This window comes from Pseudoalteromonas sp. Of7M-16 (assembly GCF_022347805.1).
GTDB lineage: Bacteria > Pseudomonadota > Gammaproteobacteria > Enterobacterales > Alteromonadaceae > Pseudoalteromonas > Pseudoalteromonas luteoviolacea_F.
This window is the reverse complement of record NZ_JAKRFY010000003.1, coordinates 323,325-340,195: the sequence shown is the minus strand read 5'-3', so window position 1 is coordinate 340,195 and position 16,871 is coordinate 323,325. Positions and strand designations below refer to the sequence as shown.

Annotated in this window: 16 protein-coding genes; 11 read left to right on the top strand and 5 right to left on the bottom strand. The window is 43.5% G+C overall.

Annotated features, from left to right (window positions below; genetic code table 11):
• Positions 1 to 30 precede the first annotated feature (30 nt).
• Both slmA and coaBC read right to left on the bottom strand, forming a co-directional pair.
• Complete coding sequence (gene slmA, locus MHN81_RS05245; RefSeq protein WP_023400737.1) at positions 31 to 618, bottom strand: nucleoid occlusion factor SlmA; 588 nt, start codon at positions 616 to 618, stop codon at positions 31 to 33.
• 91 nt (positions 619 to 709) lie between these two features.
• Positions 710 to 1,939, bottom strand: a complete 1,230-nt coding sequence (gene coaBC / locus MHN81_RS05240; RefSeq protein ID WP_063383312.1) for a bifunctional phosphopantothenoylcysteine decarboxylase/phosphopantothenate--cysteine ligase CoaBC — start codon at positions 1,937 to 1,939, stop codon at positions 710 to 712.
• 184 nt (positions 1,940 to 2,123) lie between these two features.
• On the opposite strand from coaBC, the gene radC reads away from it, so the two are divergent.
• The 4 genes from radC to MHN81_RS05220 all read left to right on the top strand — a co-directional run bounded on the left by radC (position 2,124) and on the right by MHN81_RS05220 (position 4,420).
• Positions 2,124 to 2,798: a DNA repair protein RadC gene (radC, locus tag MHN81_RS05235; protein WP_023397289.1), complete on the top strand. Its 675-nt coding sequence runs from the start codon at positions 2,124 to 2,126 to the stop codon at positions 2,796 to 2,798.
• Between the two features lie 277 nt (positions 2,799 to 3,075).
• The gene (gene rpmB, locus MHN81_RS05230) at positions 3,076 to 3,312 is read left to right on the top strand and encodes a 50S ribosomal protein L28 (protein WP_023397288.1); all 237 of its coding nucleotides are present in this window, start codon (positions 3,076 to 3,078) and stop codon (positions 3,310 to 3,312) included.
• Between the two features lie 11 nt (positions 3,313 to 3,323).
• Positions 3,324 to 3,479: a 50S ribosomal protein L33 gene (gene rpmG, locus MHN81_RS05225; protein WP_005493124.1), complete on the top strand. Its 156-nt coding sequence runs from the start codon at positions 3,324 to 3,326 to the stop codon at positions 3,477 to 3,479.
• A 725-nt stretch (positions 3,480 to 4,204) separates the two neighbouring features.
• Entirely contained in the window at positions 4,205 to 4,420 is a 216-nt protein-coding gene (locus MHN81_RS05220; RefSeq protein WP_239425181.1) for a hypothetical protein, read from the top strand.
• Positions 4,421 to 4,477: 57 nt separating this feature from the next.
• Here the strand turns inward: MHN81_RS05220 and MHN81_RS05215 are convergent, their stop codons facing one another.
• Positions 4,478 to 5,398 carry a manganese-dependent inorganic pyrophosphatase gene (locus tag MHN81_RS05215; RefSeq protein ID WP_023397287.1) on the bottom strand — a complete coding sequence of 307 codons (921 nt, stop codon included), beginning with the start codon at positions 5,396 to 5,398 and terminating at the stop codon, positions 4,478 to 4,480.
• A 207-nt stretch (positions 5,399 to 5,605) separates the two neighbouring features.
• On the opposite strand from MHN81_RS05215, the gene MHN81_RS05210 reads away from it, so the two are divergent.
• Together MHN81_RS05210 and mutM are read left to right on the top strand one after the other, a co-directional pair.
• Positions 5,606 to 6,097 carry a hypothetical protein gene (locus tag MHN81_RS05210; RefSeq protein WP_239425180.1) on the top strand — a complete coding sequence of 164 codons (492 nt, stop codon included), beginning with the start codon at positions 5,606 to 5,608 and terminating at the stop codon, positions 6,095 to 6,097.
• A 2-nt stretch (positions 6,098 to 6,099) separates the two neighbouring features.
• On the top strand, positions 6,100 to 6,909 hold the full coding sequence (gene mutM / locus MHN81_RS05205) for a bifunctional DNA-formamidopyrimidine glycosylase/DNA-(apurinic or apyrimidinic site) lyase (protein ID WP_239425179.1): 810 nt from the start codon (positions 6,100 to 6,102) through the stop codon (positions 6,907 to 6,909).
• Positions 6,910 to 6,921: 12 nt separating this feature from the next.
• On the opposite strand, the gene MHN81_RS05200 is transcribed toward mutM, so the two are convergent.
• Entirely contained in the window at positions 6,922 to 8,049 is a 1,128-nt protein-coding gene (locus tag MHN81_RS05200) for a M20 family metallopeptidase (RefSeq protein ID WP_023397284.1), read from the bottom strand.
• 178 nt (positions 8,050 to 8,227) lie between these two features.
• Here MHN81_RS05200 and MHN81_RS05195 point away from each other — a divergent pair, with 178 nt between their 5' ends.
• The 5 genes from MHN81_RS05195 (at position 8,228) to MHN81_RS05175 (ending at position 15,990) form a co-directional block, all read left to right on the top strand.
• Positions 8,228 to 9,175: an ATP-grasp domain-containing protein gene (locus MHN81_RS05195; RefSeq protein WP_023397283.1), complete on the top strand. Its 948-nt coding sequence runs from the start codon at positions 8,228 to 8,230 to the stop codon at positions 9,173 to 9,175.
• A gap of 4 nt (positions 9,176 to 9,179) precedes the next feature.
• On the top strand, positions 9,180 to 10,553 hold the full coding sequence (locus MHN81_RS05190; RefSeq protein ID WP_023397282.1) for a RimK-like ATP-grasp domain protein: 1,374 nt from the start codon (positions 9,180 to 9,182) through the stop codon (positions 10,551 to 10,553).
• Between the two features lie 83 nt (positions 10,554 to 10,636).
• The gene (locus MHN81_RS05185; protein ID WP_239425178.1) at positions 10,637 to 13,222 is read left to right on the top strand and encodes a M14 family zinc carboxypeptidase; all 2,586 of its coding nucleotides are present in this window, start codon (positions 10,637 to 10,639) and stop codon (positions 13,220 to 13,222) included.
• Between the two features lie 550 nt (positions 13,223 to 13,772).
• On the top strand, positions 13,773 to 14,387 hold the full coding sequence (locus MHN81_RS05180) for a trimeric intracellular cation channel family protein (protein ID WP_023397280.1): 615 nt from the start codon (positions 13,773 to 13,775) through the stop codon (positions 14,385 to 14,387).
• Positions 14,388 to 14,478: 91 nt separating this feature from the next.
• Positions 14,479 to 15,990, top strand: a complete 1,512-nt coding sequence (locus MHN81_RS05175; RefSeq protein ID WP_239425177.1) for a YifB family Mg chelatase-like AAA ATPase — start codon at positions 14,479 to 14,481, stop codon at positions 15,988 to 15,990.
• Here the strand turns inward: MHN81_RS05175 and MHN81_RS05170 are convergent.
• Positions 15,987 to 16,691, bottom strand: coding sequence for a response regulator transcription factor (locus MHN81_RS05170; RefSeq protein ID WP_023397278.1), 705 nt, complete (start codon positions 16,689 to 16,691; stop codon positions 15,987 to 15,989). The two genes, MHN81_RS05175 and MHN81_RS05170, sit on opposite strands and share 4 nt — an antisense overlap.
• Positions 16,692 to 16,871 lie beyond the last annotated feature (180 nt).

Sequence of the window (16,871 nt, the reverse complement as noted above, 5' to 3'; positions counted from 1 at the left end):
TCGTTGGAAGCGGTTTTGTACCGCTTCTTGTTACAACCAGATGCGTTGTAATTCTTGCCAATGATTATTGAATGTCGCAGTCGGCTTCGCTTTAAAGTCGCTGCGTACAAACTGATTCATTTTGCCTTCTACATGAGCTAAAAATAAATTGGCCAGTGCAGCTTCATCGCTGTTGAACGCTTTGCCTTCTCGCAACTTTCTTTCTCTTAATACTTGCTTGAATTGCGTTTCAAGCTTTTCAAACAAGCTTTGCACGCGCTCTCTCAGACGCTCTTGCTCTCCTTGTAGTGCATCCCCAGTCAAGATCCGTGTGATCCCTGGGTTTTTCTCTGAAAAGGTTAATAGCAAGTGGAGGATATTATAGATACGGCTTTGTGTATCCTTTTCGTTTTCTAAAATAATATTGATACGCGAAAGTAGTGTGTCTTCAATAAATTCAATCAGCCCCTCAAACATTCTAGCTTTGCTTGGGAAGTGGCGATAGAGAGCAGCTTCAGAGACGCCGACTTCAGCTGCGAGCTTAGCAGTTGTGATCCGTTGACCTGGGCTAGTTTCAAGCATTTGCGCAAGAGATTGAAGAATTTGCTCTTTGCGATTACTGCGTTTAGTCGCTGGCATGAACTTTCCTTTAATAATTATCGTTATTCTGGTCTGTATGGTGTATTTTTATTAGGTCCATACTTAGTAAAGACCTATGTTAATGTTTTATTCAGCTTCTTTCCAGCCTTTTAACACTAGGTAAACCAAGTTTACCAGCAATTGCTTTAACGACAGTGAGTGCTAACTCTTTTTTGTTGGATGCAGGCAAAGATTGTTGATCATTTTCCCAAAATAACGTTAAAGCATTGTTATCTGAGTTAAATCCAAGTCCTTCTTGTGAAACATCATTGGCACAGATCATATTAAGGTGCTTGTTTTTCAGCTTGCCCAATGCATACTTTTTGACATCTTGGGTTTCTGCTGCAAACCCAACGGTATATGGTCTATTTTGTGTGAGTGCGGCAACCTCAGCAATGATGTCGGGGTTTTTAACTAAGGCAATGGTCATTTCGTCACCTTGTTTTTTAATTTTTTGCTCAGAGATATCCGCGGCGCGATAATCGGCAACAGCAGCACAGCCAATAAAGACATCTGATTTTGCAGCAAGCGTTATGGCTGCATCACGCATCTCTACTGCACTGTTGACATAGGTGACGTCTACGCCTTGAGGTGCAGGTATATTGACTGGACCTGAGATTAAATTTACGCGTGCCCCCAAGGCACACGCAGCTTGAGCAAGGGCATAGCCCATTTTCCCTGAGCTGTGATTGGTGATATAGCGCACTGGGTCAAGTGCTTCTCTTGTCGGGCCTGCGGTAACAGTAAAGACTTTACCATCGAGTACCTGAGGAACAGGGCTTAGTTGTGCTGTGCAGTGTTCTAGGAGCTCCATGGGTTCTAACATTCTTCCCTTGCCAACATCGCCACAAGCTTGCTCACCGCTGCCCGGCCCCCATATTGAAACTCCAAATGATGCTAAAGTGGCAATGTTTTGTTGAGTTGCGGGATGGGCATACATCTGTTGATTCATGGCTGGTGCAATAGCGACCTTGGCGGGTGTTGCAAGCACCAATGTGGTTAATAGGTCATCGGCTATTCCATTGGCCATTTTTGCGATAGTGTTGCATGTAGCCGGTGCAATTAAAATGAGATCAGCCCATTTGGCAAATTCGATGTGCCCCATTGCAGCTTCAGCTTGAGGATCAAGGAGTGAATCTGATACGGGTTCACCTGAAACAGCTTGCATGGTGAGTGGCGTAATAAAGTGTTTTGCCGATTCAGTCATAACCACTTTCACTTCGCATTGTTGCTCTTTTAAACGCCTTACAAGTTCTGCGCATTTATACGCTGCAATACCGCCACTTATACCCAATACTATTTTTTTGCCAGATAAGTTCATCTTTACATTCTCACAACTCAAACTGAGTTAAAGATATCACAGCCTTCGGGCTGTTTTGAATCTTCTCATGAAAAGTCAGTCATTAACTGAACAAAGGATAATCTTTGGGCGTTTTTTTTATTCTCTTACGTGTTAAATAATGAGTCGTTATCAGCTTCAATGAATGTTATATCAGGGAAAGGATATGCAATTGACACAATTACCGAAACACACCAGGCCAAGAGAAAAGTTACTATCTGATGGCCCGGACACGCTCAGTGATGCAGAGCTATTGGCTATTTTTTTGCGCACAGGAGTCAAAGGCATGAATGCCATTGAGCTGGCAGATTCTTTGTTATCACAGCGACAAACATTACAGAGCTTATTTAATACGTCCCTTGAAGATTTCCTAGCCCTTAAGGGAATGGGTGAAGCGAAATATGTTCTCTTTCAAGCTGTGCTTGAGTTATGCCGGCGCTATTTAAAGGAGGGGTGTGAGCGGGCGTTTAAATTTGAAAGCCCTGTACAGGTGCATAACTATTTGAGCTTTCAACTCAAAGGGCTAGAGCATGAAGTATTTATGGTTCTATATTTAGATAGCCAAAATCAGCTAATAAAGGACGAAGTGTTATTTCGTGGCACGATTAATACTGCGTCTGTTTACCCAAGGGAAGTGGTAAAAGCGGCATTGAAACATAATGCAGCTGCAATTATTTTTGCTCACAACCATCCTTCGGGTGTGTGTGAACCGAGCCATGCAGATAAAGTTTTGACCGAAAAATTACGAAAAGCATTGGCACTTATGGATATCAAAGTGTTAGATCATGTCCTTGTGGCAGGAAATCGCTGTATATCTTTCGCAGATAGAGGCTTGTTATGAGCTTTTATTGACCATTTTTTGGCTGCAAACCGTTATTTCGCTTAAATTTTATAAAATAGTTTAATTTAAATGCAGTTTTTACTTTCCACAGCGGCCTATGATCATTATAATTGGCCGCTATCAAATTTTACCCATGAGCTGACTAGGATATCATCAGATCCTTGATCTCTGCCTGCAGATGCTGTATAAAGAGCGCCCTTTGATTTTACCCGGGGCACACCAGTGTAAGGCCTAAGGGGAAATTAAGCTCGAGCGAAGTTATTGGAGATACATAGACATGTCTAAAGTCTGTCAAGTTACAGGTAAGCGCCCGGTTGTTGGTAACAACCGTTCACACGCGCGCAACGCAACTAAGCGTCGTTTCCTACCTAACCTACAAACACACCGTTTCTGGGTTGAAAGTGAAAAGCGTTTCGTTACTCTACGTACTACTACTAAAGGTATGCGTATTATTGATAAAAAAGGCATCGACGCGGTATTAGTAGATATCCGTGCTCGCGGCGAAAAAGTATAAGGAGCTAAATCATGCGTGATAAGATCCGTTTAGTTTCAACTGCTGGTACTGGTTATTTCTACACTACCGACAAGAACAAGCGTAACATGCCTGAAAAAATGGAGATCAAAAAGTACGATCCTAAAGTACGTAAGCACGTGATCTTCAAAGAAGCAAAAATCAAGTAATTTTGCTTTAAGAATTGAAAAACCCAGTCTCGTACTGGGTTTTTTGTTGCCTGAAATTTAGTAATTGCTCGGGATTTACAGTGTCAACGCATGTATATCACCCGGCGTTAGCTTTAACTCGACATAGGCAATTGTCTTTGGACTATTACTGATTGCATACTGGTGCAAAAAACCATTGGGCTGCGCAAGCAGGCGCTGTGTTTGCTCGGTATCTAAGTCAAATTGAAAATGCCTTCCTCAAACTGATAAAAATAAATGCGCCCGGCTGATATGCGCCAGTTGAGCGAATTGATGTTTCCTACATTTGGTAGCACGAGCAGCTCTTGCCCTTCACTCAAAGTCCACACGCCACTGATGTGCCGTTTGGCATAGTACAACTTAGCTTGATAGTAAAAGCCGCTGTATCTACCTGCGTGAGTTAATTGTGAATACTGCTTTGTACTGCGATCAAATAACCAAAGTTGCCAGTCACCTTGTTTGTTGCTGTAAATAATTTAATTTCCACCACTATGCTGTGGGAGATACGTTATCCTCCCTAGTACTAATAAATTTTTCCCGGGGATTTTGCTGGCGCAGTAAAGCCGAGTAAATGTGATTGACCGTTTGGCAGCGCATAAAGGTGGGTAATCAGGTGATACGTATTAAAGGAGTAATGAGTTATTACGATGATTTAAATACGGTAAGAATGCTTGAGAGCGCGATCACCATACCTGTAAGTATCATTGGTGGTGATTTTTGAAAGTCATAATATTGACCTCGCCCACGAAGATGAAAAATCGGCTTTGATACAGTGGCGTCAAGAGGGAGTGGCATGGAGCCAACGGCTCGCTTATAAAACAGGCGGTATTTATTACCCTTTAATTAATGCAAGTCATCAACTTTTCTTTGAATATCCTGAATCAGTAATTGAAGTGGTTTTAGCAAGACATCGAGCTCAGTAAGGCGAATGAACAAAAAAACCGAAGCGGTTGCTTCGGTTTTTTTAGTGTAAAAAGAGGTTATGCAAACGCTTCTTGTAGCGGTGGCACAACTTGCTTTTTACGGCTTAATACACCATCAAGCCATACACGGCTTTGCTCAGGTGCCTGGCCATATGCTTTTTCAATAATGCCTTCATCGTTTGATGCGATCAGCATTTGTGAGCCTTCTTTCATGATGTCAGTAAGAAGTAGCAATACAGAGTGGCGACCGCCTTCTTCTTTTAGTTTTGCAATATCAGCTTCAAGATCTGCTTTGATATCGTCAAATACCGATAGGTCAATCACTTCTAACTGACCAATACCAACTAGGTTGCCGTTCATGTTGAAGTCTTTAAAGTCACGCATTACAAGATCACGTGCTGGCGTGCCTTCAACTGCTGATTTGACTTTGAACATTTCCATGCCAAATGCTTTGAAGTCCTCAATACCAGCAATCTCTGCAAGTACTTCAACACATTTAATATCAGCAGTTGTACAGGTTGGTGATTTGAAGATAACTGTGTCAGATAAAATTGCACCTAACATCAGGCCTGCGATACCTTTAGGGATCTCAACGCCATAAAAGTCATACATCATTTTAATAATGGTATTACTACAGCCTACTGGGCGGATCCAACACTCAAGTGGTGTTGAAGTGGTTAGGTCACCTAGTTTGTGGTGATCTACAACACCTACTACTGTCGCTTCGTCAATGTCATCTGGTGCTTGTGTTTTTTCTGTGTGATCAACGATATAAACTTCTTCACCCGCATAGCTTAATTTAAGCTCAGGGGCTTCGAAACCAAAGCGATCGAGAATAAACTGTGTTTCAGGTGATACATCACCTAAACGTGTAGGGATAGCTTCTTCTCCAATTTGGTTTTTGAGGTAAGAAAGTGCAATTGCACCACAAATTGAATCAGAATCAGGGATTTTATGACCCACTACATACATTGCCATTGACGGACTCCTAAAAAATTTTGTCGCTTATTTTAGCAAAAATTAACCACATTAATACAGTGTCGGAAAGGTTTTGGACCTAGAAAATAGTCTAAGCTGAGATTATGAAATCCTATGGATCGGTGAATTAAATGTACAGCTGCGCTCAACAGCAGGGTATAGTACAGTGATCTAAGCAATGAAATAATCAGTATTGATGGAACTGACATGGGACTGAGCCGTAAAGCGTGGAACAATGTGGTTATTTTTTCCATGTTGATCATGATTTTTTTTCTCAACGGGTTACATCACAAATTAAACCCACAACAAGCTGAATTAACACGTGTTATGGTTTTGCCGGAGCAGAGCTTTGTACTCGCCATGGCGTATCCTGGTGTCAAAATTGAGCGTATAGGTACAACGTGGCGCATAGACAATAAACTTGTGGATGGCACTTCGTCGTCTTATAGCGCCCAAGACTTAGTTCAGATTGTACAGATGTGGCAAAATTTGGAGTTACAGGCTGTTGAAAAGAAAAAGGTTAATCCAGAGTCAGCGATATCTGTAGCAACTTTTTGGTTGGCGGGTGAAGAGCTACCTTTGAGTTACCAGTTGTATCGCGGATCCGACACATACCTGTTGTTTGCTCAACGTCAACAGCATTGGTTGGAACTGAGCGCAGACCAAGCTAAACAATTATTTAAACCGATAGATATATAGTTATGCCAGAATTACCTGAAGTTGAAGTCAGTCGCATGGGTATAGAGCCTCATGTCAAAGGGCAAGTTGTTAATCATGTTCGTGTCCATAATGGTCGACTGCGCTGGCCTGTGCCAGAAGAAGTCTCATTGTTGGAAAACACTGAAATTACGGCTGTGAAGCGTAGGGCCAAATATTTACTGTTGGAAAGTGATGTAGGGACTGCAATTTTGCATTTGGGCATGTCAGGTAATTTACGGGTCGTGTGTCAAAGCGAGCCGTTAAAGAAGCACGACCATATTGAACTCGTGTTTGCCAATGGGTTGGCATTGCGTTTGAACGACCCGCGTCGCTTTGGTGCTTTTTTATGGCAAAACCCACAGCAACAGCACAGTGTATTTGCTAAATTAGGCCCCGAGCCTCTAACCGATCTATTTGATGCCAAACACTTGTATCAAGCCAGCCGTGGAAAAAAAGTTGCAGTAAAGCAGTTTATCATGGACAACCATGTAGTCGTGGGGGTCGGTAATATCTACGCCAATGAGTCATTGTTTAAAGCTGGGATACACCCAAAACGTGAAGCTGGCAAAATATCTTTGGCGCGTTATCAAAAGCTCACGCCAATAATTAAAGACACCTTAGCCGCAGCTATTGAGCAAGGTGGGACGACTTTAAAAGATTTTGCACAAAGTGATGGAAAACCGGGTTACTTTGCTCAGGAGTTATTGGTTTATGGCCGTAAAGGTGAGCCGTGTGTACGCTGTGAAACGACCTTACAAGAGATCCGTTTAGGGCAGCGCAGCACAGTTTATTGTACTAAGTGCCAACGCTGACCAAAGTGATTGTTATGCTTGGTATACGGCAGATTCAGCAGCCTGTGTACGATAACATAACTGCGAGAGGATCGCCGTCATCTGTGCGATGCGAAGCTCAAAGCTACGTTTGAGTGCGCGTTCATTGCGGGTATGATCGCCGTCACCATATGGACCAAAGCCATCCAAAGTTGGTGTACCAGTCGCTGCTGCCGTATTGGCATCGGATACGCCGCCTCGGTGCTCAATCGGTTGTTCCTCACCTAAGATCTCATTGATTTGCTCAAGTAAAGCTTGCTGTGCTGACGTTGGCGCCATAACGCCACGTTGCAAGCCTCCTTGTATATCCACTTCTACACCAGTAATTTCAATGGCCATACAAATGTTTTCTATGCCTTCTAGCAATCTTTGTTGCTCTGCTTGATTAGTAAAGCGTGCTTCTACTTGTAATGTCGCCTTGCCAGAGATGGTATTGGCACCTATCCCACCTTGTACTTTACCAACGTTGACTGTGCTACCCGCTTTGAGATCTGTGAGCGAAGTCATTTCTAACAACATATTTGCCATGGCAAAATTAGCGTCGATTCCGTCTCGATAGTGGTTGCCTGCATGTGCAGGTTTACCTGTGACAGTAATGTGATAAGTTGCGATCCCTTTTCGCGCGACGACCAACTCATGGGATTTACCGGCGGCTTCAAATACAAAACATGCATCGTATTGCTTGGCTATTTTAGTTGTCAGTGCTTGACTATCATCACTGCCAATTTCTTCGTCACTGACTAGCAGCCAATCTATGTTCAGCAGCTGACCAAATTGCTGCTTCAACTGTCGCAGCGCATTGAGTGCGACCCAGTTCCCGCCCTTCATGTCACACACGCCGGGGCCATAAACATAGTTATCATCCTCATGAAACTCAGTGAATGACCCGTCAGGAAACACCGTATCTAAATGGCCCAGCAGCAAAACCCGTTTACCTGTGTTACGTGCGGAGCGAAACAGCAAATGATCGCCGATCAGCTCTCGTTGATAGCGGGTGAGTGAAAACCCTAAAGGTTCTGCCAAAGCAACCATTTGCTCACCGTGTCTATCCACTCCGGCTTTGTTTTTACTGTGCGAGTTGCAGCGTATTAAGTCTGCTAGTTCTGCATAGTCCAGATTCATCCTAATCTTCTCCCTGTGAAGGTTTGGCTCATCGTGGCGTTTTTCAGTTGCAGTTCGGTGAAGCTTTTATGAACAGTTTTTAGATCATTAAAAGGATCAAAAATTTGTCATACAGATGGTCTTAACTAGTAAAACATCGCTCTATTTCAGCACCTATTTTTAACCAAGGAGATACTTTATGACAGCCGTATCGCGGGCGCCTCATGTCGGGATTTGGATGTACGAAAATGGCGGAGGAAAAGAAATTGAACAACAGTTGGTTCACGCGTTAGCAGAGCGCGGGATCCTAGCGAGTACGGGCCTCAATTTACGTGATGCCAGAGCGCGAGATGGTGGTATCGAGTGCAATGGTGTTGCAATGGAGCAGTTGGATGCCTTTTTGAGTTACAACGCGGGACAACAAACGCAATATCAGCTTTATCTCTATGAAACACTGAATGAAACCGTACCAACACTCAACAACTATCGCGCGTTCGCTTTAGCGGAAGATAAGTTCCGTACGTCTCATTTACTCAATAGTCATGGGATCTGCACACCAGATTATCGCCTATGTCATAAAAATGATATGGATGGCCTACGTGCTGCACTGCATGATTTTGGTGGCAAGTTAGTTTATAAGCCGACAGATGGATGGGGCGGTGTGGGCATTGTCAAGATCGAAGGTGAACAGGCGTTAGATATGATTTTGCCATTTTTGACCCGTACAGATCTTCGTTACTTTTACGTCGAACGTTTTATTAACTATGACAATACAGATTACCGAGTCGACATTGTCGATGGGCAGTTTGTTGGGTGTTATGGCAGAAAGGCCCCGAAGGACGATTGGAAAACCAATGTAACTAGCGGTGGCAGTGTATTCGTGCGAGAGGCCAATGACGACGTGATAGAGCTAGCGTTGAAAGCGACCAAAGCATTAGGGCTTGAAATCGCGGGGGTGGATCTGATTTATGACCGCGAAAAAGAGCAATATGTGGTTTTGGAGGTCAATACCATTCCTGCGTTTGCAACTCCTGAACAAGAGCAGCTTGGACTGACATTCAATCAAGCAAAGATCCAAGCAATGGTTGGTTTGATCGAAAAAACGGTTGCCAACAAAACTTCATACCAATCAGCCAAGGTGGCCTAATCTCATGACAAACAAAACGCAACTACCAAAAATTGGACTGCTATATCTGGACTATGTCTTGCGCTTTTTCGACAAGTCTAATTTTAAAGGTTGGCCAGACAAAATTGAAACTGTGGTTTATCACTGGGGCAACGACAAAGCGCGCTTTATCGCCGAAGTGAAGCGTAAAAAAATTGATGTATTGATCGGTAATATTCCCGCAACCGCGTATGAGACATTTAGAGAGATCGCAAGAGCACTGCCAGAGGTGCGATTCTTGCCCTCCTTGGATAGCCAGTTTTCCAATAAATCAAAGGAAAATGTGACTCACTTTTGCCGCAAATATAAATTACCGGCACCTCATACAGAGATATTTTATATCCCTGACAGAGCACAGCAATATCTTGCCAATGCTCAGTATCCAAAAATCATCAAGCGCTCTTATGGACCTTCTAACTATGGCGGATATTTTGTGCACAAGGTCGACAATGCACAAGAGGCTCAGGCTCTACTGAGCGAAAAGAAGTACTATCCGCTTTATATTCAAGATTTTGTGCCCATGGAAGCGGATATCCGGGTGATGTTAATTGGGCACAAACCCGTTTGCGCGTTTTGGCGTCGTCCGCCAGAAGGAGAGTGGCTGACTAATACTAGCCAAGGTGGCAGCATGGATTACCAAGCGGTACCCAAGTCTGTGTTAAAACTGGCGACTGCCGCCTCCAAGGCTGCAAATGCGGAGTATTGGGCATGTGACATAGCACTCGGTAAGGATGGTAAGCTGCGGATCTTAGAGTGTGCGACCGCATTTGCTGCATTTCCATATATCCGTGATTGGATCGGGCAATATTTAATGTGGTTACTCTCCAGTGGCTACTTTAGAAAGCCCAATATCCCGTTATACAACTGGGAAGAGTTAGGCAAAATAGATTCTCGTTTGTTACGTACTATGCGTCATATTGGGTTTTCTCAGTATGCCCCCAGCCAAGATAGTGGCGAGTTGTTCAGCGCATTTGATGAACAAGCTTTTCCGATTTTAGATACTGAGTTTAAATTTGGCGAAGAGTGGCCAAGTGAAGTCTGGAACCTCCAAGATAACTTTGTGTTTGGAGCGAAAGCGGTAGATGCCAAAGCTATGCAGCCGATCCCTGCCAGCGACGAAATAACTGAGGACCTCAATAACTATGAAGCGCCGCAGTTTGACGAAGCGCAGGTGAGGGCACTGTTGAACCAAGTGCGTGGTATCGGTGAAAAAATGGTAGAAGATATCATGACGACATTCGGTGCTCATGGTGTTGTGGAAGCACTAAATACCGATCCGACAAAACTCTGTGTGGTTAAAAACCTCAAGGAAAAAAAGCTCGAAAAAATTGTTGAGCATTGGCAAAACCATGCCGGGTAAATTCTCTGGTTTTTATATTGATTGTACCAAATGGCGACAGTGGCAACTGTCGTCTCATTTCGCCCAATGAGTAAATCTGTGCTATGAAAATTCAATATGCTTCCTATCAAGATACGATAGATGCGCTGCAAAGTGCAATGAATGAACACCCCCATTTAATTCGACTGCAAAGTATTGGCAAAACATGGGAGGGACGTCCAATCATGTTGGTAACAGTTTCTTTAGATGTGACCTATGCCGATGATAAACCAGCCCTACTGTACACAGGATCGATTCATGCGAGGGAGTGGATCGGCAATGAATTGGCACTTAAATTTATTCAATATGTGACAGAAAATTACCGCTTCAACCCAAAGCTACAAACTGCGCTGACACGCAACACATTGTATATGGTGCCCTGTTTGAACCCCGATGGGTTCGAGTATTCTCGCAATCACTTTTCATTTTGGCGTAAGAATCGTCGCAACAATGGAGATGGTACATTTGGTGTCGATCTTAATCGTAATTTTGATGCCAAATTTATGCGTAATCAAAACACAGGTTCAAACACATATGGGGGTCCTCATGCTTTTTCAGAGCCTGAAACTTGTGCTATCCGTGACTTTGTAGAGCAGCATGAGAATATTCGCATCGCGCTAGACTACCACTCTCAAGGCAATGTTTTTTTCCCTGCGCATAAGTTTAACCATGAAGTTGAGGTTGAAGGGGCTGACTTAAACATCTTATGTGCCAACATGAATCATGAGATAAAAAAAGTGACCGGCAGGCAGTATGGAATTCATCGTGGCAAGCCACCAGCTCAATTAATACACGGCAGTGGTAGAGAGTATTACTATCGCAAAGGGATCATCGCGACTGTTGTTGAGGTGGGCACTAGAAACATACCTGACTATATGAAGAATATGTCAGAAAGCGTGGCAGAGAACATTCCTGCAATTTTGCATGCACTTGGTGAGGCTATTAACTATTCGCCTCTGGCACCGCTACGTGTGGCTGATTTTACTATCAAAGCAGTCGATCATGAAGGGGTCGAGCTGGAGTGGCAATATGAAAATCGAGATGACATATATTTTGAGTTGTATCGTAGCGAAAGTAACAAAAGTCCCTGTGGTGAAGAGAGCTTAATTGCCATTACCAAATCGCTGTCATTTCGTGATTCTCAGCTACGCAGTGGGCAAAGCTACTTTTACAATATTCGTGCAGTGGATAAGGTCACCAAGATCAAGTCGCCTTTTAGCCCTGAACTAAGATTGAAAACGCATTTGGCGAGACATCAAAGTGCACGCACTTTGTTTCCAGCAAAAGAGTACGTAGGTTATCTTTCAGAGAATTTCACCTCGAAAAATAAAGAGCACTTTGGTTATAACTCAATGTTTATTGGTGTGGATAAAAAACGGGGAGTGAGTCTTGGTCTAGTGCAATTTGATTTGAGCAGCTTACCGAGTGGCGCCAACATTGAGCGGGCTGAATTTTCTCTTTATCCTATGAATCGCGTCGCCGCAAAAATTGAAAAATACGGCGAGTGGTCAGTTTCCATCATTGACCCCGATAGTCTGACCGATATCTATGATTATCAAGCTGTGAGTGAAGCAAAGCCTTTACATACACTCGGACAAACATTTGAGTCGGATAAAATGACACAAGGGATTTGGATGAAATGGCAGCTCAATGGTGTAGAGCGCGCGTTGTTGAATTCTTTGATAGCGCAAAATCGCTTGTTACTGCGTTTACAGGGTCCTAAAGCGTTACCAATAGGTAACGATTCTCAGGTTATGCAATTTGATATAGGCTATGGGCCTTTTGGTAGCGGGTTACATTATCGTCCAAACCTAGAGCTTGTTTATCAGGTCCCAGAGCAGCAATTGTCGTTAAGTCCAACTAGGTGCAATACCATCTACAAAAACGCGGTAGTCGCAGATAGGCTGGCCTCAGGCTTTGATGAGCAAGGAGAAATTGTGTATGGCCAAATGGCTTTTGCGCTTAATGCCGATCTCCCGGTGGAGAAAACAGTTTTTACCCAAGCTTGCTTGACGTTGCGAAGTAGCAACAGCATTGCCAGTGCTAAAGATGTACGCTTCACCATTGAGCTGGTGGAATTACAAGATGTGGATTTTCAAGCGGTTAAACAAAGGCAAAAAATAGAATATATAGGCTACGAAGTCAGTAACGAACAGCTGCGTGAACGCGCTGAACACCACTTTATCTTTGATAGTTATAGCCTACAGGCCTTAGAACGTTTGCATCAGGCACATACGCCCTTTTACTTCATTATTCGTGCCACCTCGGAGTCTCAAGCGACTAACGCATTGGTAAACTGGGCTGCATGCCAAGATCAGCATCCCGCCCAATTAAAAATACACTATATAGAGCGGCGAAAAAATGCATTAAAAGCACCCCAAAATTTGGCTGCACAAATTGAGGGTGGCGTTGTTAAGCTGACTTGGGAAAATCCTGAGGATGAGGACTTTGTTGGGTGTTTTGTGGTGCGAAATCGCTTCCATCCGCCTCGCTCTCCCTTTGATGGCGTGAAATTATACGGTGGAAAAGATGCGTATACGTTGGATAATTTTGGCAACGCCAAGTTAAGCAAGTATTACGCAGTATTTAGTTACGATGATGTGCCTAATTACTCAGAACCCGTGGCGTTATTTTATTCAGGAGATGAATAGATTGCGCGATGCAGGAAGCACAAGCTTCCTGCCATCTCTTATAAGCTTTTTGATTTTAACTTAAAATAAACTTTAAATTAATAATTTAATTCCACTGCCACACGCCTTCGCTTTTGTTTTAACTTATTAATTTAATTATTTATCTGGATTTATTCTAACTTTTTGTGGCAAGAAAAATTCTCAATCCACCTGATACTTTGTTCGCCAGTAAGCGAGGAAGTGTTAACACCTACTAAGGCTGTTTTATATTCTTTTGTTTCATATAAAGAAATGCAACACGCGCTTGCTGAGAGTATCGCTCTTCCCTATTTTTTATTTTTACTTGAGCCGGTTTTGGGGTGAATTGTATGGGAACGGGAGGGTGGCCAAACTGTCCGTAAATGGGTGACCCATTTTAAATTCGATCGACGCGATGGAGAGCGAAGATAAGAGCGATACGCAAGGATGCTAAATAAATATGAATCATACTTGCAGGCAAAGTAATAATATTTGGCGCCATTTAGAGATGTCAGTTAACATTTAGATTTTACTCTATTGATGAATAATATGTATGACAGAACTGTATCACTGGTTTGATTTGTTGGGTGTTATGGTCTTCGCAATTTCAGGTACTTTGTTGGCACATCGTAAGCATATGGATGGTTTTGGCGTGGTGGTGCTGGCCACGGTGACAGGGATTGGAGGCGGTACCATGCGAGATATAATTTTGGATACACCAGTGTTTTGGTTACATGATAGCAGTTATTTTGTGGCCATTTTTAGTGCTGTACTGCTGTGTATTTGGTGGCTTAATCGTCAAAAGACGGTGCCTAAACAACGATTATTGTTGGCAGACGCATTTGGTCTCGCATTTTTTGCTGTTATGGGTATGCAAAAAGCAATGAGTTTAGATATGCCTGATACCACTGTGATTATTATGGGTGTACTGACAGGGTGTTTTGGTGGCGTGATCCGAGATGTACTGGCGGATGACATGCCAATGTTATTAAAAGGAGAGTTATATGCCATCACCTGTATTTTAGGGGGCGTAGTATATACGCAGCTAACACACCTCGGTGTGTCACTTGAAATTACTATGGTCGTGTCGATGCTATCTATTTTATTGTTGCGCTTGGCTGCGATACGTTGGCATCTTGTATTGCATGTATTTAGGTACAAGACTTAGCTAACCATCCTGTACGGCTTAAAGTTGTGTCAAACTAAATCGAACTCAGCGGGTCATTGACACCTTACATTGAGATAAACTGGGACAAAGGATGTCACTAGCAAAAACTTATACACGTGCACAAGTTGGTGTTAATGCGCCGCTTGTGACAGTAGAAGTGCATTTAAGCAATGGTTTACCGGCATTCAATATTGTTGGTTTGCCTGAAGCGTCGGTAAAAGAGTCTAAGGAACGCGTTCGCTGTGCTTTAGCACATTGCCATTTTTTATTTCCAGAGCAGCGTATTACGGTGAATTTAGCACCGGCAGATCTACCGAAACAAGGTGGACGCTATGACTTGGCCATTGCCGTGGGAATATTACTGGCATCTGGGCAAGTGCAAAACCGCCAAATAGGCGACTATGAGTTTTATGGGGAGTTAGCGCTTACGGGCGAAGTTCGCGAAGTAACAGCGGTGATCCCTGCATTAATGGCAGCCGCTGCAGCTGGGCGCTGTTGTTACATTCCAAAACCAAATCAAATGATGGCGAGCTTAGTGTCCAGTGGCGTACGTAAGTCCGTCGTGAGCTTGCGGGATGTTTGGGCTGATTTAGGCGGGCAAAATGCGCTGCCTTATGACGAGGTAATGTCTTGCCCTGAAGAGACACAATTGAATGCTCATGTGGATATGAGCGAGGTGAAAGGTCAAACCGCAGCTAAAAGGGTACTAGAAATAGCCGCCGCAGGGGCACATAATGTGTTATTTTTAGGTCCTCCTGGTACAGGTAAATCTATGCTGGCGCAGCGCATGCCTACGATTATGCCACCAATGCAGTTGAAACAAGCATTGGAAACGGCAGCAGTGTATTCGCTAATAGGGAAAGAAATCGATCCTCATAAATGGCGTCAACGTCCATTTCGCTCCCCACATCATACATGTTCAGCTGTAGCACTAGTGGGTGGCTCTTCAACACCTAGGCCAGGGGAGATCTCTCTTGCACACAATGGCATTCTTTTTTTGGATGAACTTCCAGAATATGAACGTAAGGTGCTAGATTCTCTTAGAGAGCCAATGGAAACAGGTATGGTGAATATTTCACGGGCGGCGCAACAGGTTGACTTTCCAGCTCGATTTCAACTTATTGCAGCACTCAACCCGAGTCCAACAGGGTGCCACCATGACAAGCGCTCCACTCCCGAGCAAGTGTTACGTTACCTCAGTAAGGTGTCGGGTCCCTTTGTGGACAGAATTGATCTTCAAATTGAATTACCAAGATTGAGTACTGCTGAATTGCAGTCGGGTACTGAGTCTGAAAGCAGCGCCTCCATTCGTACTCGTGTTGAAAACGCGAGGTTAGTAGCAATGCATCGTCAAGGTAAAGAGAATGCCTTGCTATCTAGCAAAGAGCTGGAGAAGTATTGCGGCTTGCCTCAAGGCGTGGCCGATTATTTAGCGAATGCCACAGAAAAGCTGCATTTATCGCCGCGTTCCTATCATCGAGTGGTTAAAGTCGCAAGAACGATAGCCGATCTCAGTAAACGCGATAATATAGCGCTGCCAGATATTAAAGAAGCACTTAGTTACCGCGCGTTTGAGCGCTTGCTCTCCCAGCTAATCCGTTAAGCAGAAAGCATGTACCCTTTGCCACGGACAGTGACAATGCGTTTTTGATCTTTTTCATCACCGAGTTTTTTACGTAATCGACCGATTAATACATCGACAGTGCGATCGCTAGGGCTCCAATCTGGTTGGCCGATATCTTCTGAAATTTTTGCGCGTGATGTCGCTTTGCCCGCATTGGCAATTAAGCAGATCAAAACCTTGTGCTCTGCTTCAGTTAACCTAGCTTCATCGCCATTTGGGTTAATTAAAGTGCGGTTATCTGGGTGCAATTTAAAGTCAGCGTACTCGATGAATTCTTCTGATTCATCTTCGTTGCGAGCGCCTGCTAAACGTTTGTACAGTGCGCGCATACGCAGCTCAAGCTCTAGTAAATCAACGGGTTTACAGACGTAATCATCTGCACCTTGTGCAAGTCCAGCGATGCGGTCAGCTTGTGAGTCGCGACTTGATAGCATAATCACACCGAGATCGGTTAATGTATTAAGTTCCTTAGCTAGCTGCAACCCATCTGTGGCAGGCAATACAATATCTATGATAGCCATCATAAAAGGAGTGCCTGTTTGGGCTTGCTCCTGCACGTGCTCTAGGGTCCGAGCACCGGTATTATCAACGGTGATTTGAAACTCCGTTTGCGCAAAGTGACTTTCAACTCTTTTAGCCAGTAACTCATCGTCCTCGACTAATAATACGTTTATGCTCATGGTCTCGAAACTTATTCAACAATTAATCTTAATCTTAGCACCGAGAATTCTCGGCTGAGAACCCTAAGTTATCTATTTTTATATAAAAACTCTAATGAAAAGCGACATTAATTAGTACGCTATTTGGTCACTTTTTAAAAATCATGAAATAGTTCTAGCTTTTTATTACTTGCACATAAA

Bases quoted from the DNA above. Each gene is read 5' to 3' on its own strand.
- slmA (WP_023400737.1), bottom strand. From the start codon at position 618: ATGCCAGCGACTAAACGCAGTAATCGCAAAGAGCAAATTCTTCAATCT.
- coaBC (WP_063383312.1), bottom strand. From the start codon at position 1,939: ATGAACTTATCTGGCAAAAAAATAGTATTGGGTATAAGTGGCGGTATT.
- radC (WP_023397289.1), top strand. From the start codon at position 2,124: ATGCAATTGACACAATTACCGAAACACACCAGGCCAAGAGAAAAGTTA.
- rpmB (WP_023397288.1), top strand. From the start codon at position 3,076: ATGTCTAAAGTCTGTCAAGTTACAGGTAAGCGCCCGGTTGTTGGTAAC.
- rpmG (WP_005493124.1), top strand. From the start codon at position 3,324: ATGCGTGATAAGATCCGTTTAGTTTCAACTGCTGGTACTGGTTATTTC.
- MHN81_RS05215 (WP_023397287.1), bottom strand. From the start codon at position 5,398: ATGGCAATGTATGTAGTGGGTCATAAAATCCCTGATTCTGATTCAATT.
- MHN81_RS05210 (WP_239425180.1), top strand. From the start codon at position 5,606: ATGGGACTGAGCCGTAAAGCGTGGAACAATGTGGTTATTTTTTCCATG.
- mutM (WP_239425179.1), top strand. From the start codon at position 6,100: ATGCCAGAATTACCTGAAGTTGAAGTCAGTCGCATGGGTATAGAGCCT.
- MHN81_RS05200 (WP_023397284.1), bottom strand. From the start codon at position 8,049: ATGAATCTGGACTATGCAGAACTAGCAGACTTAATACGCTGCAACTCG.
- MHN81_RS05195 (WP_023397283.1), top strand. From the start codon at position 8,228: ATGACAGCCGTATCGCGGGCGCCTCATGTCGGGATTTGGATGTACGAA.
- MHN81_RS05190 (WP_023397282.1), top strand. From the start codon at position 9,180: ATGACAAACAAAACGCAACTACCAAAAATTGGACTGCTATATCTGGAC.
- MHN81_RS05185 (WP_239425178.1), top strand. From the start codon at position 10,637: ATGAAAATTCAATATGCTTCCTATCAAGATACGATAGATGCGCTGCAA.
- MHN81_RS05180 (WP_023397280.1), top strand. From the start codon at position 13,773: ATGACAGAACTGTATCACTGGTTTGATTTGTTGGGTGTTATGGTCTTC.
- MHN81_RS05175 (WP_239425177.1), top strand. From the start codon at position 14,479: ATGTCACTAGCAAAAACTTATACACGTGCACAAGTTGGTGTTAATGCG.
- MHN81_RS05170 (WP_023397278.1), bottom strand. From the start codon at position 16,691: ATGAGCATAAACGTATTATTAGTCGAGGACGATGAGTTACTGGCTAAA.